The 22,528-nt window shown below is 51.0% G+C and carries 22 protein-coding genes and 2 tRNA genes; 10 read left to right on the forward strand and 14 right to left on the reverse strand.

The window, feature by feature from the left end; translation table 11 throughout:
• Positions 1 to 622: 622 nt before the first annotated feature.
• The 3 genes from NWAT_RS04065 to NWAT_RS04075 are packed head-to-tail and all read right to left on the reverse strand — an operon-like array spanning position 623 to position 2,146.
• Complete coding sequence (locus NWAT_RS04065; protein WP_157679792.1) at positions 623 to 1,081, reverse strand: hypothetical protein; 459 nt, start codon at positions 1,079 to 1,081, stop codon at positions 623 to 625.
• Positions 1,014 to 1,682 carry a hypothetical protein gene (locus NWAT_RS04070; protein WP_157679794.1) on the reverse strand — a complete coding sequence of 223 codons (669 nt, stop codon included), beginning with the start codon at positions 1,680 to 1,682 and terminating at the stop codon, positions 1,014 to 1,016. The genes NWAT_RS04065 and NWAT_RS04070 overlap by 68 nt, the downstream gene beginning before the upstream one ends.
• A gap of 26 nt (positions 1,683 to 1,708) precedes the next feature.
• A complete protein-coding gene (locus NWAT_RS04075; protein ID WP_013219883.1) occupies positions 1,709 to 2,146 on the reverse strand; it encodes a pentapeptide repeat-containing protein in 438 nt (145 codons plus the stop codon).
• A 625-nt stretch (positions 2,147 to 2,771) separates the two neighbouring features.
• On the opposite strand from NWAT_RS04075, the gene NWAT_RS04080 reads away from it, so the two are divergent.
• Both NWAT_RS04080 and NWAT_RS04085 read left to right on the forward strand, forming a co-directional pair.
• Positions 2,772 to 2,847, forward strand: a tRNA-His gene (locus tag NWAT_RS04080).
• A gap of 75 nt (positions 2,848 to 2,922) precedes the next feature.
• Positions 2,923 to 2,998 (forward strand) — tRNA-Lys (locus NWAT_RS04085).
• 415 nt (positions 2,999 to 3,413) lie between these two features.
• Here the strand turns inward: NWAT_RS04085 and NWAT_RS04090 are convergent.
• The 6 genes from NWAT_RS04090 to NWAT_RS04115 form a co-directional block, all read right to left on the reverse strand.
• Positions 3,414 to 3,623 carry a type II toxin-antitoxin system HicB family antitoxin gene (locus NWAT_RS04090; RefSeq protein ID WP_013219884.1) on the reverse strand — a complete coding sequence of 70 codons (210 nt, stop codon included), beginning with the start codon at positions 3,621 to 3,623 and terminating at the stop codon, positions 3,414 to 3,416.
• Complete coding sequence (locus NWAT_RS04095) at positions 3,620 to 3,865, reverse strand: type II toxin-antitoxin system HicA family toxin (RefSeq protein WP_013219885.1); 246 nt, start codon at positions 3,863 to 3,865, stop codon at positions 3,620 to 3,622. Before NWAT_RS04095 ends, NWAT_RS04090 begins: the two co-directional genes overlap by 4 nt.
• 51 nt (positions 3,866 to 3,916) lie before the next feature.
• A complete protein-coding gene (locus tag NWAT_RS15955) occupies positions 3,917 to 4,087 on the reverse strand; it encodes a site-specific integrase (protein WP_232420203.1) in 171 nt (56 codons plus the stop codon).
• 52 nt (positions 4,088 to 4,139) lie between these two features.
• Positions 4,140 to 6,512 carry an arylsulfatase gene (locus NWAT_RS04100; protein ID WP_013219886.1) on the reverse strand — a complete coding sequence of 791 codons (2,373 nt, stop codon included), beginning with the start codon at positions 6,510 to 6,512 and terminating at the stop codon, positions 4,140 to 4,142.
• A 344-nt stretch (positions 6,513 to 6,856) separates the two neighbouring features.
• The gene (locus NWAT_RS04110) at positions 6,857 to 9,202 is read right to left on the reverse strand and encodes an arylsulfatase (RefSeq protein WP_157679796.1); all 2,346 of its coding nucleotides are present in this window, start codon (positions 9,200 to 9,202) and stop codon (positions 6,857 to 6,859) included.
• Between the two features lie 118 nt (positions 9,203 to 9,320).
• Positions 9,321 to 10,781: a carbohydrate porin gene (locus tag NWAT_RS04115; protein WP_013219888.1), complete on the reverse strand. Its 1,461-nt coding sequence runs from the start codon at positions 10,779 to 10,781 to the stop codon at positions 9,321 to 9,323.
• A gap of 490 nt (positions 10,782 to 11,271) precedes the next feature.
• Between NWAT_RS04115 and NWAT_RS16940 the strand changes: the two genes are divergently transcribed.
• From NWAT_RS16940 to NWAT_RS04130, 3 genes are all read left to right on the forward strand, one after another.
• The gene (locus NWAT_RS16940) at positions 11,272 to 11,484 is read left to right on the forward strand and encodes a hypothetical protein (RefSeq protein WP_198342177.1); all 213 of its coding nucleotides are present in this window, start codon (positions 11,272 to 11,274) and stop codon (positions 11,482 to 11,484) included.
• Between the two features lie 130 nt (positions 11,485 to 11,614).
• A complete protein-coding gene (locus NWAT_RS04125; RefSeq protein WP_041350464.1) occupies positions 11,615 to 11,830 on the forward strand; it encodes an ATP-binding protein in 216 nt (71 codons plus the stop codon).
• A 126-nt stretch (positions 11,831 to 11,956) separates the two neighbouring features.
• Positions 11,957 to 12,520, forward strand: coding sequence for a lipid-binding SYLF domain-containing protein (locus NWAT_RS04130; RefSeq protein ID WP_013219889.1), 564 nt, complete (start codon positions 11,957 to 11,959; stop codon positions 12,518 to 12,520).
• Positions 12,521 to 12,622: 102 nt separating this feature from the next.
• Here the strand turns inward: NWAT_RS04130 and NWAT_RS17745 are convergent, their stop codons facing one another.
• Positions 12,623 to 12,757 carry a hypothetical protein gene (locus NWAT_RS17745; RefSeq protein ID WP_269724272.1) on the reverse strand — a complete coding sequence of 45 codons (135 nt, stop codon included), beginning with the start codon at positions 12,755 to 12,757 and terminating at the stop codon, positions 12,623 to 12,625.
• A gap of 409 nt (positions 12,758 to 13,166) precedes the next feature.
• On the opposite strand from NWAT_RS17745, the gene NWAT_RS04135 reads away from it, so the two are divergent.
• The 3 genes from NWAT_RS04135 (at position 13,167) to NWAT_RS04145 (ending at position 16,493) form a co-directional block, all read left to right on the forward strand.
• Entirely contained in the window at positions 13,167 to 14,537 is a 1,371-nt protein-coding gene (locus NWAT_RS04135; protein ID WP_013219890.1) for a hypothetical protein, read from the forward strand.
• 296 nt (positions 14,538 to 14,833) lie between these two features.
• Positions 14,834 to 15,697 (forward strand): hypothetical protein, encoded by an 864-nt coding sequence (locus NWAT_RS04140; RefSeq protein ID WP_013219891.1) that lies wholly within the window; start codon positions 14,834 to 14,836, stop codon positions 15,695 to 15,697.
• Positions 15,698 to 15,914: 217 nt separating this feature from the next.
• Positions 15,915 to 16,493: a DUF4136 domain-containing protein gene (locus tag NWAT_RS04145; RefSeq protein ID WP_013219892.1), complete on the forward strand. Its 579-nt coding sequence runs from the start codon at positions 15,915 to 15,917 to the stop codon at positions 16,491 to 16,493.
• Positions 16,494 to 16,588: 95 nt separating this feature from the next.
• Here the strand turns inward: NWAT_RS04145 and NWAT_RS04150 are convergent, their stop codons facing one another.
• Together NWAT_RS04150 and NWAT_RS04155 are read right to left on the reverse strand one after the other, a co-directional pair.
• On the reverse strand, positions 16,589 to 17,719 hold the full coding sequence (locus NWAT_RS04150; RefSeq protein WP_013219893.1) for a ligand-gated ion channel: 1,131 nt from the start codon (positions 17,717 to 17,719) through the stop codon (positions 16,589 to 16,591).
• 214 nt (positions 17,720 to 17,933) lie between these two features.
• Positions 17,934 to 18,179 carry a hypothetical protein gene (locus NWAT_RS04155; protein ID WP_013219894.1) on the reverse strand — a complete coding sequence of 82 codons (246 nt, stop codon included), beginning with the start codon at positions 18,177 to 18,179 and terminating at the stop codon, positions 17,934 to 17,936.
• Between the two features lie 541 nt (positions 18,180 to 18,720).
• On the opposite strand from NWAT_RS04155, the gene NWAT_RS04160 reads away from it, so the two are divergent.
• The gene (locus NWAT_RS04160; protein WP_013219895.1) at positions 18,721 to 20,322 is read left to right on the forward strand and encodes an arylsulfatase; all 1,602 of its coding nucleotides are present in this window, start codon (positions 18,721 to 18,723) and stop codon (positions 20,320 to 20,322) included.
• A 337-nt stretch (positions 20,323 to 20,659) separates the two neighbouring features.
• Positions 20,660 to 21,217 (forward strand): DUF502 domain-containing protein, encoded by a 558-nt coding sequence (locus NWAT_RS04165; protein ID WP_157679800.1) that lies wholly within the window; start codon positions 20,660 to 20,662, stop codon positions 21,215 to 21,217.
• 194 nt (positions 21,218 to 21,411) lie between these two features.
• On the opposite strand, the gene NWAT_RS04170 is transcribed toward NWAT_RS04165, so the two are convergent.
• Both NWAT_RS04170 and NWAT_RS04175 read right to left on the reverse strand, forming a co-directional pair.
• The gene (locus tag NWAT_RS04170) at positions 21,412 to 21,870 is read right to left on the reverse strand and encodes a hypothetical protein (RefSeq protein WP_013219897.1); all 459 of its coding nucleotides are present in this window, start codon (positions 21,868 to 21,870) and stop codon (positions 21,412 to 21,414) included.
• 36 nt (positions 21,871 to 21,906) lie between these two features.
• A complete protein-coding gene (locus NWAT_RS04175) occupies positions 21,907 to 22,416 on the reverse strand; it encodes a glycine zipper domain-containing protein (RefSeq protein ID WP_013219898.1) in 510 nt (169 codons plus the stop codon).
• Between the last annotated feature and the right edge of the window lie 112 nt (positions 22,417 to 22,528).

The following is a 22,528-nucleotide window of genomic DNA, read 5'->3' on the forward strand; positions in this document are numbered from 1 at the left end:
CTTAAGATATGGAGGCTTCTATAGCAAGGGTTTTAGATCATTCAACCAGAAGCTGTTATGAATAACCATACAATCTATACGGATATACAGCTAGAACTATTCAGCAATGGATAGATAGCAGGAATGTATTACATTGTAATATAATTGATCTACACGGGCAGCAGACGCTAACCAGTCAGGAGATAGACCGGATAGGTAATCACAAAACAACCCTTTGCGCCTTTGTAAAATTGCAATAATTCCGTAAACAGGCTCCCTGCCGAACTGAAGGAATCAACTTTGCCCCCCTACCCACCTTCCAAAGAAACAAGACCGGTGGCCTTAATATTTAAACCGATTTGAGATTAAAATAGAGAGCACACTTGGATCGGAAACTATTTCCTACCCCTTTTATGACACACTACAAGCTGAAATTGTGTCAGTTGACAAGCGGGTAAGTATTGGATTATATTAACGATTATTGAGAGGGAGCAGACTTCTAAGCCGAGGGTAGTAGGTTCGAATCCTACCGGGCGCGCCATATTAATCAATAACATAGCTCCTGATTCTCAGCCTCTCTAACCTCAAGGCGACGGTTTTGCGATACCAGATTTGTTGCTGCACATTTCGCCGCTTTATAATATTAGGATGGCCTTGCTTTCCCCACCTCCGGCTCCCGTGAAGCAAAGTATTCCAGTAGCATACGGTGAATGAAAATATATCCACCACCGACTTTGCGTAGGAATAATCGCTCGGCAGCATAATCCAGGAAATGAACGTAGTTCAAGGGAGCATAGTTGTAACGCCAAAGTAGAAAGCGCAAGACAAACGCTGTGGGATTCTGATAGGTTAAAGCTGCCACATCGAGCATGAGTGGAGTTTTCAACAGCTCCCATAAGGTCGAATCGTTATCTAAGGTGATGCGCACGCCCTCTAAAGGCTTTCCGGCCTTCGTCGAATAATTTTCTACCTGTGGGCGGGAAAGAGGGTGTATATAGATGGCCTTTGGCAAGTGCAAAGCAACTTCTAGTTCTTCATAATCTATGACTCGGCGGCATACCACCAGTGGGATGAGGCCGTGTTGTTGGCGGGTTGATGCCATCTTTTCTTAATTCTTCGACCAACCACTCTGCCAAGGGACGCGGTTGAACGGCCCAGGAGGATAAATTAAAGACGACTGGAATATAGGGAAAGGCGTCTTTTTCTGCTTGGTTCAGCAAATCACGAGCCAATTCTAATAATGAAGTGCTCTTTCCTGTGCCGGGTTCCCCCAAGATAAGTAGCGATTGCTGATTTCCCTCCTTAAAGACCTGGCTGATAGATGTCCCTGGTGGCAAGAGTTGAGGGCCTTGAACTGGGCGCTGCACGACGGACTTCCAGAGGGAGATGGCCGCTTCTGGTTTCGTTTCCAGTTCCAATTCAATGCGTGCCACATGGTAAAGTGATTGTTCCAATACGCCTTGAATCCAGTCATGCCTTACTTTCTTTAACATTTGGCGGCGGTTGCGTTCGGAGGAGTTTTTATCTGCGGAAGGAGAAGGTTGATGGGTGTAAAAAGCTTGATACATGGCTACGACGACAACAAGTATTACCAGAGAAATAACAACGAACTGCTGATTTGGTAAGTAGACTAGTGCTAGGGAAAACAGTACCGAGCAGAAGGTAAGTAGCCCGGTTAGAATAACCATGTGACGGCGTGACATGCGCTCTTACTCGACGTATTGGCTGCCTAAATTGATTGTTCCTTAACGTTAGCCAGTTTAATCCCCCAGGCGGAGATGCCATAAATACTACAATCGGTGAGCGTGGCTTCTGATAAATCTGTTTCGACCAGCGTAGCTTCTTCTATGTTCGCTCCATTAAGTTCTGCTTCGGAGAGATTAACTTTATAGAAGTTGGCCTGACAAAGTTTGGTATCGTTAAAGTGTGCGTTACTGAGGCATGTTCTGGTGAAGTTAGCTCCGGTAATATTCGTCCTAGTGAGATCCGCCCCCGTGAGATTGGCTACTCTAAATATCGCTCCAGGGAGGTCTGCGTCGATAAGATCTGAGTCGGATAGATTCGCCTCTCTCAAATCAGGCCGCGGCACCCTCTGGTTCTCTTTCCTCCACTTATTCCAGATTTCAACACCTTGCTCAATAATTTTTAAACGTTTTTCGTTCGCCACCTACACTCCCCTAAAGAGATTCCTGCCAAGTCTTGCTTCCTTTTTCAGCTATAGCCCCCCCTTCCTACGCTAGAAAATACTTTGTATTGAGCACCTGCGTTCAGGTCCAACCGGTTTGCTCGAAGGTGGCGGGGAAGGTGTTTTCCTCTAATCCGGTCTCCCGCGCCGCCACGATGAGCGCGACAGGGTAGGCGTCCTCTTCAACTAACTCAGGCAGAGAGAACCGTAAACTTGGGCTTTTTTCTTCAAATGTCTAGCAATTCGCTGTCTCTGTTCCTGCTTGGTTGCGCAAGCACAACTAAAGGCTATATTTAGCCGTTTATTTTTGCCATAATTAAAAGCGAGTTGAGCGAATTGAAATTAGTAATGGCGTCGCTTTTAAGAATTTAGCATCTTTACTATATGCCATGAAAATTCGTTTTTGCTAGCGATAAGACAGTTTAGATATTTAATATAAATAATTGATTATTATTGGTTTTTGTGAATGGTGATACGCCTTTTCTGGTTGAAAAGGGGGGCCTTCTTAAGCCGTGGGCAGTAGACTCGGATCTTACCAGGAGCACCATGTATACGGTTAAAGACTGCATTTTATCCCGTAACTGAGGTATAATTATTGGCTTTTATGGTGGGCGTAGCTCAGTTGGTAGAGCGCAGGATTGTGACTCCTGTGGTCGTGGGTTCAAATCCCATCGCTCACCCCAAATCTGGCAATTGTTTCCTATGCTTTTTTCCAATAGGAGCAAGGAGGCACAAGTAGGTAATTATAGCGGGTTTTGGGGCCATTAGCTCAATTGGTAGAGCAGCTGACTCTTAATCAGTTGGTTCAAGGTTCGAGTCCTTGATGGCCCACCATATAAAATCAGCGACTTACATAAAGAAGTCCGCTTAGGGAAATTGCCCGCGTAAATGCGTGGTGTGAATCGGTTTTACCCCCAACCGGCTGTCCCACGCACGCGGGGAACGGTATAAGCAAACCTCATGCCAATCTTATAGTGTAGTTTCCTTTTGGGATAAGTTGAAGGGGTGGATTACAGGAAGGAGTTTCTTTGCTAATATTAGAAGCAGCCATTTAGAGATCCTCAAAGTTCTATAGTTAGGCCCTAGTGGAGTACGCCAATACTCGCTAGGGCCGCTTCGTTTCAGGGCGTAACTCAAAACCTTCCTTAACAACATAGGGTGATTTGCTTCAATCTGCTAGTGGCAATTAAAAACCGCTAAGCCCTTCTGGCCGTGTATCGGTAAAAAGCCAAAACGGTTAAATAAAGTCCTAAGCTACGTGCCTTGCTTTGGCGGCAGGCTTCGGTATGGGCTCCCCCGACTGCTGGCAAGCCTCTAGCCATGCGGTCATAGCGTCCTGAATTTCTCGGGTAGCTTCCTCCGGCGTTGCTCCCCATGCGCTACAGCCTGGCAGGTCGGGTACAAGCGCAATATAGCCGCTGTCCTCATCGCTCCAGAAAATCTCAATTAGATACTTCATCGGTTGCCTCCGTACTTGCGTATCATCGCTATCAATTGCCGCGCCTGATAAGGTGGAATCTTCCCTTGGCGGTTTTGGAAGTTAAGCTGCACGGGTTCCCCCTTTCGTTTGAATGCCCTGTGAGAGCCTTTCCCGCCATGATGAATAAAGCCTAAGTGCTTAGCGGCCTGGCAGGCATCTTCAAACCGGACTGCTTTGGGATTGGTGCAAATAGCCTCTAGCAACTTCTCGCGCCTGGTCATCCGTGCTGCCTAAACTTCACCACGCTAGCCCCTTCCCGCAAGCCGCCTTTTCTAAGCGTGAAGTCGGTAATCTTCTGCATGGGTGCCCGATACGATATAGCCCGCCGTCACATCGTTGCTATTTTTGTGGTTCAGTAGGGCCTTCACGGCATAGCCCGGTACATCTAGGGGGGCCGCCGCCGTGGCAAAGGTGCGCCTTAAGCCTGTGAAAAGCACCAACATAAGGCCGGCAAGATGCCGGCCTGAGCGTGTATCGAGTTTCTTACGATGTCTATTATTTCAAGGAAACAACAACTTCGCCAAGCGTACCCTGAAAGTCAAAAGGCTCGCGGTAGTCATAGGTAACCGGCGTGCCGGTATCTGTACCAATGTCCTGATTTTCTGACAGAGAGTATTTCATCGGTGCGGTTTTCTCTACGTTGCCCTTGCCGACTCGTTGACCGTCAACGAACAGTGTGATGGTACCACCTTTGCCAACTTCCTTATCCTTGCCTTTATAGTCGAACTCCATCTTGACCACGTGCTCACCGGCGGCGATCAATTTATCGCTGGCCACTGTGTAACGTGCGATATCAAGATAGTTATGGGTTGCGACCAGCTTACCGTTGAGCAGATAGAAGCCCCAGCCACCGGTATTACCACCCTGAGTAAAGATCATGCCGTTGGCATTATCGTCGATGGTAATCTTGGCGGTGATGGTGAAGGACTTGTTCTTCAGATCGGGCGCCGATGCTTCGGGAAGCCCCACAATGGGCACGGGGTAGATGTACTCAGAACGTCCCGCAGCCAGATTGGGTTTGCCCATCAGTTCAGCGCTGAAACGTTCGGAACCCCGCCAGTCGAGCGGTAGAACCTGTTCTTTAGACGCGGTGGCCCACCAGAGCTTGACCATCTCATCTAGTTTCTTCGGCTTCTCCTTGGCGAGGTTATTCGCCTGGGAGAAATCTTCCTCCAGATGGTAAAGTTCCCAAGGTGCGCTCAGTGGGTCAAACGCGCCCCGGTTCGGGTTCCATGGTGTAAATGACAGAGCGCCTGCCCACCACCCATCTTTGTAGATACCGCGATTCACGAACATCTCAAAATACTGGCTTGTGCGGATCTCTGCAGCGTCTTTATCGGCCAGAACGCTAAGGAAGCTGCGGCCTTCTATCGGTTTCTGCGCGGTCCCATTAACGCTGCGTGGCTCTTCAATTCCAGCGGCGTCGAGGATGGTCGCGGCCACGTCAATGACATGGGTGAACTGACTGCGTACTTCGCCGCCATTGTCGTATTTGGCGGGCCAACTCACCAGCATCGCGTTTCTTGTGCCGCCCAGATGGCTGGCTACCTGTTTGACCCACTGGAATGGCGTATCCATCGCATGGGCCCACGCGGCGGGGAAGTGGTTGAAGTGCTTGGAGGTGCCGATTTCATCGATAAAAGGCATCATGTCTTCGGTTTGCATCTGCACGCCGTTAAAAAAAGCATTCTCGTTCAGGGTGCCGGGGATACCACCTTCGGAGGATGCGCCATTATCGCCGATAATATAGATGATCAGCGTATTGTCAGCGTCAGGGAGCGTTTTCACATAGTCAAGTACCCGACCGACCTGTTGATCGACGTGTTCACCATAGGCGGCGAAGACCTCCATCATTCGGGCTGAGAGTTTCTTCTCATCGGGCGAAAGGCTGTCCCAGGCGGGCAAACTGTCGTGGCGTTTAGTGAGCTTGGTACCTTTAGGAACAACTCCCATCCTGATTTGGCGCGCGAGCGTTTCCTTACGGTACTCATCCCAACCACCATCAAATTTTCCTTTGAACTTCGCGATCATTTCCTTTGGCGCTTGGTGTGGCGAGTGAGTGGCCGCGGGAGCAAGGTACATCATCCATGGTTTATCGGGCTGAATCGCTTCAGTCTGCTGTAACCATTGAATGGAGTGATCTGCCAAATCGACACTGAGATAGTAATCGTCGTCAGTTTGCTGTCCTACCGGAGTCTGGTTTTCATACAGATACGGTCTGATCTGGCTAGTGTCGCCCGCCATGAAGCCGTAGAAATAGTCGAACCCAAGATTATTCGGCCAGTGATCGAAAGGCCCCATCGCGCTGGTTTCATAAGTGGGCGTATTATGATTCTTGCCGATCCAGGAGGTAATGTAGCCGTTCATGCGCAAAATTTCGGCAAAAGTGGCGGTATCTTTCGGGATAACCCCAGTGTAACCGTCATAACCCGTCGCGACCTCAGTGATGTTGCCAGTACCCGCCACGTGGTGGTTACGCCCGGTCAGTAGCGCTGCGCGTGTAGATGAACACACGGCTGTAGTGTGGAAGCGATTAAAGAAAACGCCTTCCTCAGCGAGCGCCTCCATGCTTGGCGAAGGCACACCACCGCCGGCGACAGAGAACTGGCCAAAGCCCACGTCATCAAGCAGCACCAGGAGAACATTGGGCGCACCTTCGGGTGCCGCAACCTGCTTGGGGAATTGCGGTGCATCGGAATTCAGGTAAGTGGTACCGACATTACCCCGGTATTTTTGTTCGGCATAGGGTAGATTAAGTTGTGGTGCGGTCACTCCCGGTCGACCTTCCTGAGCCACAGCTCCCGCACTGTGCAGGGCGATCATGCAGGATGCACTGAGCGCAATAAATTTTATTGGTGAAAGTTTCATTTTCTTATCTCGCAGCTAAACATAGATGTTGAGCGACCCCCGAGCGGCGATGCGAAGTGAAACAGCGCATCGAGCGCGAGGGCCGCATAAAAATAGTCCCCAATGTTTGACCCCAGCGGAGAAGGGTTGGCTTTGGCCACAGGCCGAAGGCTGTAAAGGTTTCCTTGCTCGGTTATCTCGAAGTTTATCCCGCCCTTGCGGGTCAATCCATCGAGGGAGCACTGCCCGTTATCCCGGCCCGTGCTGTTTAACCCCCTGGCGCAGTGTTTGGAGCACTGGTATTGGCCGGTCGCCACAAGCTGGGCGACCGCCACCATCTAAACATTGCAATACAAGCATTGTCATCATTTCATTTCAACGGTCACCTGCTCAATTTCACCCGTGAACTTATTAGGTGCTTGGTAGTCACGAGTTACGGGCTGTCCGGTGTCCTCGCCGACGCCAAAGGTATCGATGCCGAAGCGACCTGGGACCGTGGACTTCAAGCTCTCCTGAGCGAGTAGTTTCCCGTCCTGGGAAAACGTAACCACTCCTCCAGCGCCCGGTTTGTCGCCGCCGTCATAGGCGAAATCAACCACCAGGGTAGCTTTGCCGTCGATCGGCGCGGAACCCTTCAGTTTTGTATCGTCGCCGAAGTAATTGTAAACGAAGACCGGCACGCCTTTTTCGAGATAGAGGGATAAGCCAGCGGCAAGCCCGCCATAGCCGAGAACGACGCCGTTGGTTTTGTCTCCCTCCGCTTTCACTTTGGCGGTCAGAGTCCACGATTGGTTCTTCATCGAAGGTGCCGCGCTTTCCGGAATGCGGGTGGCACCTTCATAGTAGGTAAAGACCTTTCCTGCCGGGTCGGCCCCTGGAACACCGGGTTTAGGAACCGCGAGGCGGGCTGCGCCGCGGTCGTCGAGCGGAAGCACGTTAAATTCTTCCATAGCCAGGGCGAATTTCGCCTTCAGTTCCTCGAGCTTGTCCGGGTTCTTGTCGGCCAGGTTCATCGCTTCAGAGAAGTCATCGGGCAGGTAGTAGAGCTCCCATTGGTCCTTATCCCAATTCCCCGGGGCAAGATCCTGGCGCCATGGTAGCGTGTGCTGGGCGTTCGCCTTCCAGCCATCTTCGTAGAAGGAGCGGTTGCTGAGGATTTCGAAGTATTGCGATTTCCTACCCTCAAAGGACGGGTCCGTGAAGCTGGCGAGGAAGGAAGCGCCTTCAAGCGGCTTCTGCTCGACGCCGTCTACGGATTTCGGCATTGGCAGACTGGCTGCCTCGAGCACGGTCGGGAACACGTCGATCACATGCAAAAATGCCTCACGCGGCTTGTCGTCGTGCTTGATTTTCGCGGGCCAGCTCACGACCATTGGGTTGCGTGTCCCGCCGAGATGGGAAGCGATCTGTTTTACCCACTGAAAGGGAGCGTTGCCCGCCCAGGCCCAGCCCATGGGGTAGTGCGGCTCGGAGCCCGGCTGACCGACGGTGTCGAGCAGGGGAATGAGATCTTCCAACGGGGTTTGCACGCCGTTGAGCGCGGCAATTTCATTAAACGTTCCGTTGGGGCCGCCTTCCGAGGAGGCACCATTGTCGCCGACGATATAAATCACCATGGTATTGTCAGCATCGGGAAGTTCCTTGATCGCATCGAGCAGACGGCCGACCTCGTGATCGGTGAAGGCCATGTAGGCTGCGTAGTTTTCCATTAACACGGCATAGACCTTCTTCTCGGTGTCATTGAGGGTGTCCCAAGGACGTATCCAATCGGGGCGCGGTGTCAGCTTCGTGCCTTTGGGCAGGAGACCGCTTTCCAATTGGTGTTGGAAGATGGCTTCGCGGTAAACATCCCAGCCCTCGTCAAAGGCTCCCTTGAAGGGCTCGCGCCACTTGGCCGGGGCCTGGTGCGGGGCATGCATCGCGCCGGGAGCGAAATACATGAAGAATGGCTTCTCTGGCGCGACCGACTCGGAGAACTTCATCCGCGAGATCGCCCGGTCGGCCATGTCTGTGAGCAGATGATAACCTTCCTCTGGAGTCTTGTCGGGCTCAACCGGCGTCGTGTTCTCGAAGAGTACCGGATAGTATTGGTCGGTTTCACCCGCGTTAAATCCGTAGAAATAATCGAATCCCAGCCCGGTCGGCCAACGGTCGAATGGCCCCGCCACAGTGGTTTCCCAATCGGGTGTGTTGTGGTTTTTTCCATACCACCAGGTGGTATAGCCATTGCCCTTGAGCACCCGGCCGATGGTGGCGGTCTGTTTCTGAATCAGGGTCGAGTAGCTCGGGAAGCCCGTCGCCCATTCCATCAAGTACCCATTGCCAGCGACATGGTGATTGCGACCAGTCAGCAGGGCGGCGCGGGTCGGACCACAGATCGCCGTAGTGTGGAAGCGCGTGTATTTCAATCCCTCGGCAGCGAGTTGATCCAGCGCCGGGGTTGGAATCTGGCCACCGAAGGTGCTCGTCTGGCCGAACCCAACATCATCGAGCATGATGACGACCACGTTGGGCGCTCCTTCCGGCGCGGCGACCGGTTCCTGCCAGTCCATTTCGGAAACTTTGTAGTTCTCGCCGATCTTGCCTTTGAATGGGGAAAGTGGAATCGGCAAGCGGGATCTGTCGGGCCATTCCGCAGCGAATAGGGAGAAGGATAGCAGTATAAAACAGCAGGCCGCCAGACCAGCGACTTGTGGGGATATGGTTTTCATTTTTCTCATGGCACTCGGGGGTTTAGTGTAGTTCGGATTATTTTGGCGTTGAATCTACAAGCAATGGAAGATTTAGCCAAGTGGCTTGGGTGCAGGTAAAATTATATTTATTATTTCCTTAAAAGTTTAAGGCAGTCCTTAGGCCAAAGGCCCAAGTGGTATCGGTACGGGGTAGGGCGGAGTCGATCATTTGGGCATCGAGGGTGACATGGAACCAGGGTGTCATCGCAATATTGTAAAAAATCTCGCCCCCGATCTCATTGCCCACCCCCAAACCACGTAGCAGATCTGCATCGCTCATGCCTACATAGTACATGCCAGCACCCCACCTATCCTGTTGGCGGCTTGGGAATAATCCCTTGCCTCCTAATCCACCGGCTCCATGCCATTTCACGGGATTTGGATCGCCATCGGAAACTCCGAACCGAGCAAATAAACCCCAGCCCTTGCTGGAGTCTCCTTGGAGATATTGATGGGCATTGTAATAAAATGCCCAGGTGTCACTATCAGTCGAAGGAATCGACTGATTTTGCAAAATACTCCCAATGAAGACCCGAGGGTCCTGAGCAATCTCAAGGCGGTTCCTGTTAATCCCATAGAGAAACCCGAAAACTTGCCCACCGGGGCGCTCGCCTAAGGTATGCTGGACACTCCATTCGGTGGAGAGGCTTGTCCCTTCATCCCGTTTAAAGGGATTCTCACCAGCAGCCTCCTCGCTATTGTAGGCGGATAAAGTCCCCGTAATGTTTTTTTGGGGTAAAAAGATCATCCCTCCACCCAAGGTTACAGTGGGGGTAGAAGCAGCTTCTACCGGTGACATCAGAAAGGCGAGGTTCAAGAAATGGGTGTTGGAGCGGGCAGATCCGGCGATTTCATTGGCATCACCATCAAGGGTGTTAAGCAGGCCCCCAAAAAACCCCCATTTTTCACTCAGGAACTGGGTAAACGTTAGCTCGGTTAGGGCTCCTACCTCTTCATCGAAACGGTCCTCGACGTTAGGAAACACGGCGTCGTTATTGATGGGCGAGACGGTGCCGGCACGCCGCACCACAGAGGTTCCAGCGCGTCCCCCCAGTCTTGCCTTAAAGAATCCACCCGGCCACCAACCAGCCTTGCCCGTATCCAGTTTCAACACCAGGTCTCCGGAGCCGGTATGACCAGTATCATCTTCATCAGAGAATTGCTGAAACAACGGTCCTTCAAGCCCTCCACCGGCTACTCCTTGGAAAGTGTAAGTGGCATCTAAATCCACCGTGAGCCCCCGGTTAGCCCATTGGTCGCGCAGCCCTCCCCAATGACCGGTAAGCTTTGGACGGGACCAGAAATTTCCCCCGAAAGTGGTATTGGGTGTAGTTAGTGTATCTGTGGCCGGCGTTTCAGCCGTTGGAGTTGTTGGCGGCGAGGACGAATCAGCGAGTGTGGATAACGATGCTGCCATCATTGCGCCGCCATACACAAAGACTATGGCGATCAGCCTGATTAGCCGTCCTTTTACGCCGGTAAGGTGTTGGTTCTCTCTTTTGGACAGCAGGCTATAAGCCAGCGCCAGCGGCTGGTTAACTAAAACCAGAAAATGCATTGTTGTTTACTTTTTTTATTGACGAGGGCATTTGTATCAAAATTTATTTCGTAAAAACAAAATTGTATCCTTTGAGTATTGCAAAGCGTAACTTAACACCGTACTAGAGTTAAAGGATATTTTTAAAAAGTCTTCCGCGCAAAGCGATCCTTTCATCGACTGGCCTGGGAAAAAATATGATTCTCTTTGTTTTTACTTAGAGCGTGTGGCCAATTAAGCCATATGATGGTAGCGGCGAGGTGTATGCCGCCGAGGAAGGAAGAAAATCTCTCTTGAAAAACTATGCCCTTGGGCTTCTCCTTTGATTCTGACGGGTGAAGTAACCAGCACCCTTGGAGCAAGCCCCTCTACTACGATAATTGGAGACAGAGGGGAGAGCTGTCATTGCTTCTTCTGCGCAGCGGCCAGGATAATTGGCGGCAGCCACTCCATTATTACGTACGACTACCATAATAATAAAAATTCCACTGTCGCCGGAAATCTTGACGAAGTGCGTCATGCGTTGGCTGATATCATCGCCGATGATAAACGGGCAAGCGAGGTAATCCAGCGCCTTAGAGCATTCCTGAGAAAACGGGATCTAGAGCGATCTCTCCTCGACCTCAATCAACTCATTGGCGAAACGATAACTCTTGCCGAGGGCAGCTTGGCAAAAAAAGACATTTCGATAAGGTTGAAATTGCTCCCGACCTCCCTTTTGTAGAGGGCGATTCCGTTCAGTTGCAACAGGTTCTTTTGAATTTGGTGTGCAACAGTTTCGAAGCCATGGGTAATGAAAAAAAACGTTCCTCGGTATTGATAGCGCGAACCTGCGGGAAACCCTAAAACGGGTGATGGTATCGCTCCGGGATACCGGCGTCGGGTTTGAACCAACGCTTACGGAGCGCATATTCGATCCCTTTTTTACCACCAAGTCTCAGGGTCTGGGAGTAGGACTGACCATCAGCCGTTCTATCATTGAAGCCCGTCATGGCCGCTTATGGGCAATTTCTAGCCCTGATCAGGGCACGATCTTGAATTTCACTTTACCAGTGGTCCGTGCGGATTAAGTTATCATTTCTATTCAACCGGGGGGCTGGTTGACTGATATTAGTTCAAAGTCCTATATCCTGCTGGTTTGGAATGTGCTAAATTTCCCTCTATCCGCTGAACTTAATAATAAGGAGAATTTCGATATGTCCACTAAAATACTGCTAAGCTTGTTTCTTGCCACCGGAGTGGCGCTGATGGGTTGCCAAAGCACAGGCGATACTTCCTCTAATCTGTCCGAGGCAGCCGAGATTGATCGCGAGGCGGTCGCAGCCCTCAAAACGCTTTACGAAACCTCCCCCTCCGCCAAGATGTTATCGACCCAGGCAAAAGCAGTTTTAATCTTCCCCACCATCACCAAGGCTGGTTTCATTGGTGCGGGAAAGTACGGTAAGGGCGCCTTGCGCGAGCACGGTAAAACGGTTGCTTATTACGATATCATCGCCGGTTCCTTTGGCTTTCAGGCCGGTGTCCAGAAATATAGCTACGCGCTTTTTTTCATGACCGATAAGGCTCTCAACTATCTTGATGCCAGCAAGGGCTGGGAGATTGGTACGGGTCCTAACATTGTGGTGGTCGATTCTGGCGTGGCCAAGAATCTTAGCTCGACAACCGCTAGGGAAGGCGTCTATTCATTCATTTTCGGCGAAAAAGGACTTATGGCGGGTATTGATCTGGAGGGTTCCAAGATTAGCCGGATTAATCCCTAGCTGCGGAAATTCTGGAGCTTGGAGGCTGCAAGACTCTAGAATCCAGAAATCCATGGTGGTTTTTGTTGTGCTGCTGGTGGTGCCGCTCAGGCTACTTCAAGGTTATGCCTCTCCGCTGCGGCGGGATGAGGCTCTCCCCTGGTATTGAGCGAGGAAGTGGGGATTCCCGATGCCACCACCCGAGAAGAGCCAGAGTCCATCAAAAGTGAGCAGGCCCGCCTGGCATCCATAAGCCATGAGGGTCTGCTTATGCTTTGATATTCCTCGTTATCTCCGACGGCACTGGATTTTTGATGGCTGGATAATCGTTGGGCAGCCCTCTCCAGTTTAAAACAGGCGGCAAATCCCGTCAGAAAATGCATACTAGGGTGGGTCTATCGCCAGCTATGTTTGCTCTGTAATGTCAGGCTGGATGTACTCTAGGTCCAGGTAAAACGTAATATCTTGAACACCGCCCAACGGGCTATTTTGCCTCTCATTCAATCCCAGGGCATAGAGTGATCTATCCCGATTTTTCATGCCGGTTCGGTAGGATAGAGTTGGTTTCGCCTAGCCTACATAACCTCTGAGTGCCATGCATAGCAACTGAACGAGATAGCCACTGCTCCTGGCGCAAAATAGAAAATAGCTTTGTAGAGAATAGAAAATGGCTTTGAGCGATGTAATGGGTCATCCTCAGCGGAGGCTGCTTTGCTCGGTATTACTGATCAATGCGATGATACTAACAGCAGGCTGTGCAGGCTTGGGAAAAGGTATCACCGAAGCCATCATCAGTAGAGGCCAGGAGGAAGCGCAACCCCTGGGGTGCGAGATACGAGGGCAGGCATTTACCGGCCTGGAAAACTATATGTTTCGCCAGGATGCCCTGCCTCCTCTCGGTACATTCAACGGTGAACGGCCCGCTCTCAAGGTGCTCATGGTTCACGGTATCGGTACCCACCAGCCAGGCTATGCTCTTGAACTTGCCGAGAATCTGGCCAAGGCCATGGATCTTGATGTTACCGCGGAAAACACCAAAGATTTGACCCTCCTTTCTCCCTCGCCCGAAGAATTTGCAGCGGTACCGAAATACCATCCTGATCCTATCGATTGGCCTGATGAGTTGGGTACCCTACGCCTGTATCGCTATTGGAACAAGGCGGGAACCCGAGAACTTCTTTTCTACGAACTAACCTGGTCGCCCATCTCCGAGCCTGAAAAGACGACTCTCATCTACGACTCCTCTGGCGAGTACGAGTATCGGCGCGCCAATATTAATCAGCAGCTAAAAGAATTCGTCAACAATTATACCGTTGACCCTCTCATTTACGCTGGCAATCTCCGCGAGCCCATCCAAGCTTCCGTGGGTCAGTCTATCTGCTGGATGTTTAATACCAAGTGGTCGGACTTTCCCCATGGGACTGCCGCCCGATGCTCAGATTTTGCCAGCGCGGGGATGGACATGGAGGATGACTATGTCATGATGAGCCATAGCTTGGGCAGTCGAATCGTGCTTGATGCCCTCAACCGTATGGCTAAACTGCTTACTTACCTCCCGGACATAGAAGGGATTAGAAAAGCTTGGCAAGAGCGGGAAATCCCTATTTTCATGCTCTCCAACCAGCTTCCCTTGCTCCAGCTAGGACGTGGCCCTCCGGAGATTGCGAACCAAACCGCCGAATACTGCAAACCCACGGGAAATCATTATGCAAAGCGATATTTCAGGGAGACCCGCTTTGTCGCCTTCAGTGATCCCAACGATATCCTAAGCTACGGCATCCCGCCAAGTTTTGAGGAGGAGTTTATAGATTCCCGCATCTGTCCTCGCCTGATCAATGTCCTTGTTAACGTTGCTCCTGCCCAGGATCTTTTTGGGCTGGGTGAATTGGCAAATCCTCTCGCCGCCCATGACGGCTATAAGCGTGACGAGCGGGTGATTGCACTGATAACCCGGGGGATCGGAACCACTGCAGCCGCTCCCGTGGTTAAGGAAAATTGCAAATGGATGGAAACACGGCCCGTTGAGAAAGCACCTTAAGCTATGGTTTTCCCGCCCCCGTATCGCGTTGATTAAGCAGACCTGGGCAGATACCACCTCGCAAGAAGAAAATAGCAGCTCTCCTTGCCCCCCAATATAAAAATGAAACCTAAATTTGTATCTTTATGCTACCCGTCGTGCTTACGGGAGAGTAACTAGAGTTTGATCGTGGCTGATTCTAATTTTGTTTCTATAAAACCTCATCAACCCAGTGACTTCACCGGCCCTTGCACTGGGTTCACTATTTCATTGCGCGGCCTCGCCAGGGGATCGTTCACCGTTTATGGAGAATTCCAATGTTAGTTTGTAATCTGAAAGGGAATACCTTGTTTCTGTTGCTGCTGGCCACAACAGTCTTAATATTTCCCATGATTCCTGGTAAAACGCAAGCCGATAGCGCTCAAGATTTAGCACAAGCAGTTCAGAATCCGGTTGCCTCTTTAATTACGGTTCCCTTTCAGAACAATATAGGTTTTGGTGCCGGTCCGGATGATGATGTCATTAATATTCTTAATATCCAGCCGGTTATCCCCGTCAAGATTGGCAACTGGAATATTATCAACCGGCTTATCATGCCTCTCATCTATCTGCCAGAAACCAGAATCGAGCTGCCTGTACAGCCGGGCGAACAGAGCGAGGTGCTTACTTTCAATAGTGAATTTGGCGTGGGTGATATTAATTACACGTCATTTTTGTCTCCTGCTCAGCCTGGCAAGGTGATCTGGGGTATCGGGCCGTCATTCAATTTTAATACGGCTACAGACGATCACCTGGGTAGCGGTAAATGGAGCGCGGGACCCTCTGTGGTTATCCTCACTCAGCCTTCGCCTTGGACTATCGGCGTACTTGCCCGCCAGCTATGGTCATTCGCCGGCGATGATGGGCGCAGCGGCGTCAGCCAGTTTCTCATGCAGCCTTTTCTTGCCTATCAACTTGGCGATGGTTGGGCTCTCAGTTCAGCGCCTATAATGACTTCAAACTGGAATGCAGATGGTGGTAATGGCTGGACCGTGCCCCTAGGTGGTGGCGTCAACCGAGTGTTTACCCTTGGCAAACAGCCGCTCAATGCCAGCGTACAAGCCTACTATAATGTAGAAAGACCAAAATTTGCTCCAGAGTGGACCTTGCGTTTACAGCTAAACTTGTTGTTCCCGAAATAAACGAGTTTATAATCATTGGAGATCAGGCTGATCTCATCATGAGTAAAGACAACTAGAGGCTGCTTTGGACGGTAACGATCTTTACACGCACAATAATCCATAATGGAAATTTGCACTGCCGATGTTCTGTTTAATTTAAAAAGCGTATAAGTTGTGCGGGCTGACTCTATAAGCAATAAAAAATAACCTGACATTGATACCGGGAGGCAACGACGATATGTCCAAGATCTGCAAAAAATTTGGCGTCATCGTGTTGATGATAGCGCTGGCCAGCGCCTGCGCGACGACGATTAAGGGCAGGAGCGATTATAATCCGGCGGTTAATTTCGCTGACTACCACACTTTTTCATGGATAGGGGATAGCCCTCTCATCAGCGCGCCGTCGGGCATGAATCCGATCAACGTACAGCGTATTATGGATGAGATCAGGCACGATCTGACCGCCAAGGGCTATCGTTTCGTCCACGATCAGACTGAGGCGGATTTTGTCGTCAGCTTCACGATCGGCACGCGGGATAAGATCAATATTGACTCATACCCAGCTGCTTATGGTGGCTACTGGGGCTGGGGCGGGCGTTACTATGGCGGTACGGGGATGATGGCGACGGATGTCGAAACCTATACCGAGGGTGTGCTAGCCATCGATATCTTCGATGTTGCTACCCACCAGCCAGCTTGGCATGGGTGGGCGGCGGAGCCGATTACGAACTCAGTACGTGAAAATCCAAGCCCGGTTATTGCGGAGGCAGTCGCGGCGATTCTCTCGAATTTCCCGCCGCAGCAAGCAGGCAGCTAAGCCGCAACCGGCCAGATACACACGGTGGTCCGAAAGGGCCACCGCGTTCTTTTTTCCCCTTGGAATAGAAGGGGCTGGGTAGATTCTTGCTAGCATCACCCAAGTGCAAACCACCCCAATAACAATAGAAACGCCGCCGGAAAGGCGCCTCGCGCCCACAAGTCTACCCGTTTGGCCATCAGGTCACGATTAGTGGCGGCAAGGTAGGAAGCCATGACTATACTTAACAGCGCTAGAAATACAAGTAAGGTACTGCTGACCGAGAAGTAATCCATACGGGTCATATAGGGCAAGCGGGGAAGCAAGCTTGCGATCACAAAGCGGTGGGCAATCAGGGTCAGTATGGAGCTAGTGGCAATCCCAATCCGCACGCCAATTTGGTCGCGCTCGAGCCAGAAGCCTGCCCAAGACATGGCCACTACCACGATTAGCGGCAGCAATACCTGCCAGATATAGTACCCCACATAGCGTTTGGCCTCGAAGTGAAAGACAAAGCCTGCCGTGCGGATTTCCGGGATAGGTTGATAGGGCGACGCCACCGCCTTGTAGCTTACAATTTTCCAGTCTGGCAGGGAGAGATCCTTGGCAATAGATCCGCCGATCAAGGTCGGATCAAATCGTGGAGCGTCAGGCACGAATTCCAGTTCGCCAGCGCCATAAGCAGTGGATGCGAAATGAATTGTAAAGCCGTGCTGGTCCATGGGAAAGTCTGTTAGTTTCAGTGGCTGGGACAGCTTTCCACTAAAACGCTGACGGTAGAAGACATTCCCATCGGGATCTACCTGAACGATTTCGGGCAGAGACTTCCATATCATCCCTTGCCGATTGGCGATTATTAACTGCGGATTCCAAATCTCTTCCAGATCAATCCGCCGAGACGCCCCTTGTGGGTTGGCAAGGCATTTATCTTTCCAGCGCAGGCGCAGATAAATATTCGCCGCAAAGTTTTGATTGACATCGTCAATAGCGTCGATGTCCAATATAAACATAAAGAAGTGGACCTTAGTTGGCTTTCTTCGTTGGTCCAGGCAGTTAGTTTTGAGCCCTTCTTTTGCCGCCGTTTCCTTGGCGGTTTTCTCCACCGCCTTCTCAACCTCTGATTCGGCCAACTTTTGCGAGTCTACGCCATCAGCGCAGAACCCGATGGCGGGCAGTAAAAATATAAAAGAGATCAAAGCCTGCTGAATAGCAGGTAAGGGGTTTCTTTTATTACTAATCGCCATCATGGGGCATCTCCCATTACTGTTATGCCAGATAGCTTATTATTAAGGTCCACTTCCGAACGATTTTATTGCTCTTCAAGGTTATCGAAGAAGATCGGAAGGGGAGATTTGGGATGGACGGTTTATCCTTTTCCAGCCTTCTCGGTTTCCTCGGATACCTTCCAGATGCTATCGAATGTTATATCCTTGGGGTGCATAAATAACAACCGGGAGGAGGTTATTTCAATGCTTCGACGGCTTTCAGGTAGTCCTCGCATACTAGTCTTTTCGCCTGATCGTCGCCCGCTTCTTTGAGGCATTGTTGGTATTTGTCAAGTAGCTCTAGTCTTCGTTCGTATACGGCTTCTTGAGCTTTGTAGGCCTTATCTTCAGAGCTTGCGCAGCCCGTTGTGAGCATGGTTGAGCCGAGACTCAAGAGCATCATAACCAGCCCCGTCAACGTAAAAGCTGATCGTGTTTTCATTTTGTGCCTCCTTTTAAATATTGATGACTTCAAAAAAACTGTTAATTATGCCAAACAGGCAAAAAAGTGCTAGTTGGTAACAACAATTACGCCCAATTACCCAAAACGCCGCTATCGAGTTGAAGCACTATCGGATAAGCGTGACGCCAGGGGTAAGGGATTGAAGAGTTGTCAGAGAACTTTGGCTCAGCAATGTGCGTTGTTCCCTAGGAGCTGGCTTGGGAAGCGCCGCTACGCGTAGGATGAATAGATCTCACCGGGATAGGGGCCAACAAGAGATTCCTCCGAGGGCATGCACTGCGCCCCCTCAGGCTAGGCAGGAAAAAATGGCAATTATTTCTCGCCACGGCCAAAGAGATTGCTGGTTTTATTGTATTATCCTCCGAAATATTTAGAGTTAGAAGCTGTGGTCAATATACTAGCGTTAGCATAAGGGAACCGGACCGGCTAGGATATACAACCAAAGGCTACTGTGATTGAAGGGAGGTGTCGGGAGTAGACTTCTGACAAACATATATTTAAATAACAAGAGGAAATTAATATGATTCCAACCTCGTTTAGGCCAAGCGTTGCGGTTGCGCGGCACTTGGCGGGATTGGCCGTTGCCGTGGCGCTATTTGCCAGTGCCGGGCCGTCAATGGCGCAGGATAACGACAAACAACCGAATATCCTTGTCATCTGGGGAGACGATATCGGTCAAAGCAATATCAGTGCCTACACTTTTGGCTTGATGGGTTATCGGACGCCTAATATCGACCGGATTGCCAAGGAAGGGATGATGTTTACCGACTCTTATGGCGAACAGTCCTGCACCGCTGGCCGGTCGAGTTTTATCACTGGCCAGAGCGTTTTCCGCACCGGCCTCTCCAAGGTTGGTATGCCCGGCGCTAAAATTGGCATGCGCGAGGAAGATCCGACCATTGCGGGTCTTCTCAAGGCTCAGGGTTACGCCACCGGCCAGTTCGGTAAGAATCATCTCGGTGATCGGGACGAACATTTGCCGACCAACCATGGGTTTGACGAATTCTTTGGTAATCTCTACCACCTCAACGCCGAGGAGGAGCCGGAGCAAGCGGATTATCCAGGGGATAGGGTGCTTGCTGATGGTCGCACCTTCCGGGAAGCCTATGGCCCCCGCGGTGTCATCAAGTCCTCGGTCGACGGCAAGGTCGAGGATACGGGGCCCCTGACTCGCAAACGCATGGAGACGGTGGACGATGAGACGGTGGCGGCCGCCATCGACTTTATCGAGCGTAAGCATAAGGAAGGAAAGCCCTGGTTTGTGTGGTGGAACGGCACCCGTATGCACTTCCGCACCCACGTCAAGGAAGAGTTGCGCGGCATCTCCGGCCAGAATGAATACGCCGACGGTATGGTCGAGCATGACATGCATGTGGGTAAACTGCTTGATTTGCTCAACAAGCTGGGGGTTGCCGATAATACTATCGTGTTTTATTCAACCGATAATGGACCACACATGAACACTTGGCCTGATGCGGCGATGACCCCCTTCCGCAGCGAGAAGAATACCAACTGGGAAGGTGGCTGGCGCGTGCCGGCGATGGTGCGCTGGCCAGGGAAGATTGAAGCAGGCGAAGTCTCTAACGAGATTATCCACCACATGGACTGGATGCCCACTTTCCTTGCCGCTGCCGGTGTGCCTGACATCAAGGAGCAACTGCGTAAAGGCGGCGTTGAAGCCATCGGGCGCGAATACAAAGTACATCTCGATGGTTATAATCTTCTTCCCTATCTGACCGGTAAGGCCGAGAAATCGCCTCGCCAGGAGATTTTTTATTTCTCTGATGATGGCGATCTGATGGCGCTGCGCTACCATGATTGGAAATTGGTCTTTATGGAACAGCGCGTCGAGGGTACCCTCCAAGTTTGGGCCGAGCCCTTCGTGCCGCTGCGCCTGCCATTGCTCTTCAATCTGCGCCGCGATCCTTATGAACGGTCCCAGAAGACCTCGAATACCTACTACGACTGGCTGCTCGATCATGCCTACATGCTGGTGCCGGCGCAGACTTATGTCAGCCGGTTCCTTGAAACGTTTGAGGAATTTCCACCGCGCCAGAAGGCGGCAAGCTTCAACCTTGATCAGGTCATGGAGAAACTCAACACCCCTCCGGGGGCACGATAGACAACTCTATGATTTATAAATAGACTCTTGTGGCGGGGCAAAGCGCCCCGCCGCCGCTTACTTAGTAAGAGCCGTACGCCTGGATAACCGTGATCCGTAACGGAAAGAGTATTGTTGTATTTCCCTTATCTCCCGTTCGCCCCGATTCCAAACCGAGGGGGCCGTTAATGGGTTCAAAAAGAAATCCTAACTGATACGGTTGCATATAACCTTAAATACCCGCTTCGAGTTGCCATAGCCGCAGAGACTGAAAGCGAATAGAAAGGGGCATAGTCCACACTAAAAGGAGGAGTTAATCACGCTTCGCTTTATAAAAATAACGGTGCTTGGCGGCATTGTGTTTCTTATTCCGATCGTTGTTTTCATTGCCGTTATTGACAAGGCCCTGGAGATCACGAATAAGCTAGCCGCCCCGCTAGCGAAAGTGTTGCCCGTTGATTCGATCGGTGAGCTTGCAGTGGTCCAGCTATTAGCCATGGGAATGCTTGTGTTGATCTGTTTCATCGCAGGCTTGGCGGCGAAGACGGTATCTGCCGGAAAGCTCGTGCAGTGGCTAGAAGCCAATATACTGGAAAAAGTACCTGCTTATACGCTTCTCAAGGCCAAAACGGAAAGTATGCTACGCTCTGACAATACTGAAAGCATGCGCACCGTTTTAGTGCAGTTCGATGATTCGTGGCAGCTCGCTTTTGAAATTGAGCGCATTGAGAGCGGGAAGGTTGTTGTTTTCTTGCCTGGATCTCCCGATCCTTGGTCCGGTACGGTATGTGCTGTAGCTGAAGATCGAATTACACCCCTGGATTTAACGGTTAAGTCCGTGACTAATGTAATGAAACGGCTTGGTAAAGGATCGGCCGAGGTATTGGGTGATGTCCTGCGCTCCGATGAAAATTAGGTCCTGGTTGCCAAGTAAATCACGACTGTTAGGTAAGGTAAGCCATGGCTTTACAGTTAAGTACTCCAGCGGGGGAGACTTCCTTGTCCCTTGGCTTGACTCCACTGGCGTGCTCCAAAAACATCTTCCTATTTCATTCATAGGTACTTAAATATAATACTGTACCTAAATGGGCTTCATCTGATGGGGGGCTATTAAGGCGTTTTTATTTTCAATTCGTACTCGTAAGTGCCGTGGTTGCCTTCAGTGAATTTGCGTTTCACTGTTCCAGTGCCTGTTGCACCTTCCCATTTGCCACTGCCACCAATAACTTCGAGCATGCCTTCGCCGCCTTTTGCCTTATTATGAAGATCGAAGGCGTCTTCATCGCTTTCGCGAAAGGTACAATAAGATTCGGTACTTAGCTCCCCTGCCGCAGTAATGTGCCCCAAGCCGGCGCAATCCCCAAAAATAAAACCACGTTCACTGGGCTCGATGGTTGCAATAGTTTCGTTGGTCAAGTGCAATATCCCATCGCCGTTAGCTAGCGGCATCAGTATCTGGGTTGCTTTGTAGGTTCCGGTGCCATGGTAGGTTACCGTCTCACCGGCGAGGAGATTTTCCGCGGCCAAAAGAGATATTATAGGGATAATTATTTTTAATTGAATTGGCATGTTTTTCTCCTGATGATAGCCTGCCTGCGTCCGTTTCTATTGGATCTCATAGTTACGTGCTTTCATACAGGTGACAAAAGCGCGTTGATAAGCCTCCGTTCCCTGAGCTTGCTGCTGAGCTAATTGCTGTTGCTGCTGCTGTTCCCACTGCTGCTCTTCATGCTGGCGTTCACGGCGTTTAATCCCCCCGAAGAGCGCTCCAGTAGCCGCGCCAATCGCTGCCCCTTTCCCTGCATCTCCCCCGATGGCGCCGCCCACGGCCCCCAATGCAGCGCCCCTGGCGCCGCCACCTACTATCCCGCTGCCGGAGGGGGCTGAATATCCACCCTGAGGTTGCGCAGCTGCTCGACTGGGATCAAAACCGCTTTGTTGCACCGCCCACTGACCACATTCTTCTTTATCTTTAGCCTGCTGCTCCTGAGTTTGTCCATCCTTAGGATAAGCGAATACCTGGGATTGGGCCGCCGCCGACTCTGCAAGCGCTAAACTTGCCAAGATAATAAAAAAGAAAGAAAATCTCTCTCTCCTATAGCCGTATTTATTCATAACTTCCTCCGTCATTGGTAGTTGCACTTCAAGGCGAAAGCCTGCCGATGCAACCAGTTGAATGCCTGCTGAAATGAGTCTGCCTCGCTAGAATCGGAGAATAGCTCCTGGA

It is taken from the genome of Nitrosococcus watsonii C-113 (assembly GCF_000143085.1).
Taxonomy (GTDB): Bacteria; Pseudomonadota; Gammaproteobacteria; order Nitrosococcales; family Nitrosococcaceae; genus Nitrosococcus; species Nitrosococcus watsonii.

Excerpts from the sequence above, each read along its gene's own strand:
- NWAT_RS04110 (WP_157679796.1), bottom strand. The coding sequence starts at position 9,202 with ATGAAAACCATATCCCCACAAGTCGCTGGTCTGGCGGCCTGCTGTTTT.
- NWAT_RS04150 (WP_013219893.1), bottom strand. The coding sequence starts at position 17,719 with ATGATGGCGATTAGTAATAAAAGAAACCCCTTACCTGCTATTCAGCAG.
- NWAT_RS15955 (WP_232420203.1), bottom strand. The coding sequence starts at position 4,087 with ATGTTGGTGCTTTTCACAGGCTTAAGGCGCACCTTTGCCACGGCGGCG.
- NWAT_RS17745 (WP_269724272.1), bottom strand. The coding sequence starts at position 12,757 with ATGGCTTATGGATGCCAGGCGGGCCTGCTCACTTTTGATGGACTCTGG.
- NWAT_RS04065 (WP_157679792.1), bottom strand. The coding sequence starts at position 1,081 with ATGGCATCAACCCGCCAACAACACGGCCTCATCCCACTGGTGGTATGC.
- NWAT_RS04160 (WP_013219895.1), top strand. The coding sequence starts at position 18,721 with ATGATTCCAACCTCGTTTAGGCCAAGCGTTGCGGTTGCGCGGCACTTG.
- NWAT_RS04095 (WP_013219885.1), bottom strand. The coding sequence starts at position 3,865 with ATGACCAGGCGCGAGAAGTTGCTAGAGGCTATTTGCACCAATCCCAAA.
- NWAT_RS04140 (WP_013219891.1), top strand. The coding sequence starts at position 14,834 with ATGTTAGTTTGTAATCTGAAAGGGAATACCTTGTTTCTGTTGCTGCTG.
- NWAT_RS04145 (WP_013219892.1), top strand. The coding sequence starts at position 15,915 with ATGTCCAAGATCTGCAAAAAATTTGGCGTCATCGTGTTGATGATAGCG.
- NWAT_RS04125 (WP_041350464.1), top strand. The coding sequence starts at position 11,615 with ATGGTATCGCTCCGGGATACCGGCGTCGGGTTTGAACCAACGCTTACG.
- NWAT_RS04170 (WP_013219897.1), bottom strand. The coding sequence starts at position 21,870 with ATGCCAATTCAATTAAAAATAATTATCCCTATAATATCTCTTTTGGCC.
- NWAT_RS04090 (WP_013219884.1), bottom strand. The coding sequence starts at position 3,623 with ATGAAGTATCTAATTGAGATTTTCTGGAGCGATGAGGACAGCGGCTAT.
- NWAT_RS04155 (WP_013219894.1), bottom strand. The coding sequence starts at position 18,179 with ATGAAAACACGATCAGCTTTTACGTTGACGGGGCTGGTTATGATGCTC.
- NWAT_RS04175 (WP_013219898.1), bottom strand. The coding sequence starts at position 22,416 with ATGAATAAATACGGCTATAGGAGAGAGAGATTTTCTTTCTTTTTTATT.
- NWAT_RS04130 (WP_013219889.1), top strand. The coding sequence starts at position 11,957 with ATGTCCACTAAAATACTGCTAAGCTTGTTTCTTGCCACCGGAGTGGCG.
- NWAT_RS04070 (WP_157679794.1), bottom strand. The coding sequence starts at position 1,682 with ATGTCACGCCGTCACATGGTTATTCTAACCGGGCTACTTACCTTCTGC.
- NWAT_RS04135 (WP_013219890.1), top strand. The coding sequence starts at position 13,167 with ATGGCTTTGAGCGATGTAATGGGTCATCCTCAGCGGAGGCTGCTTTGC.
- NWAT_RS04115 (WP_013219888.1), bottom strand. The coding sequence starts at position 10,781 with ATGCATTTTCTGGTTTTAGTTAACCAGCCGCTGGCGCTGGCTTATAGC.
- NWAT_RS04100 (WP_013219886.1), bottom strand. The coding sequence starts at position 6,512 with ATGAAACTTTCACCAATAAAATTTATTGCGCTCAGTGCATCCTGCATG.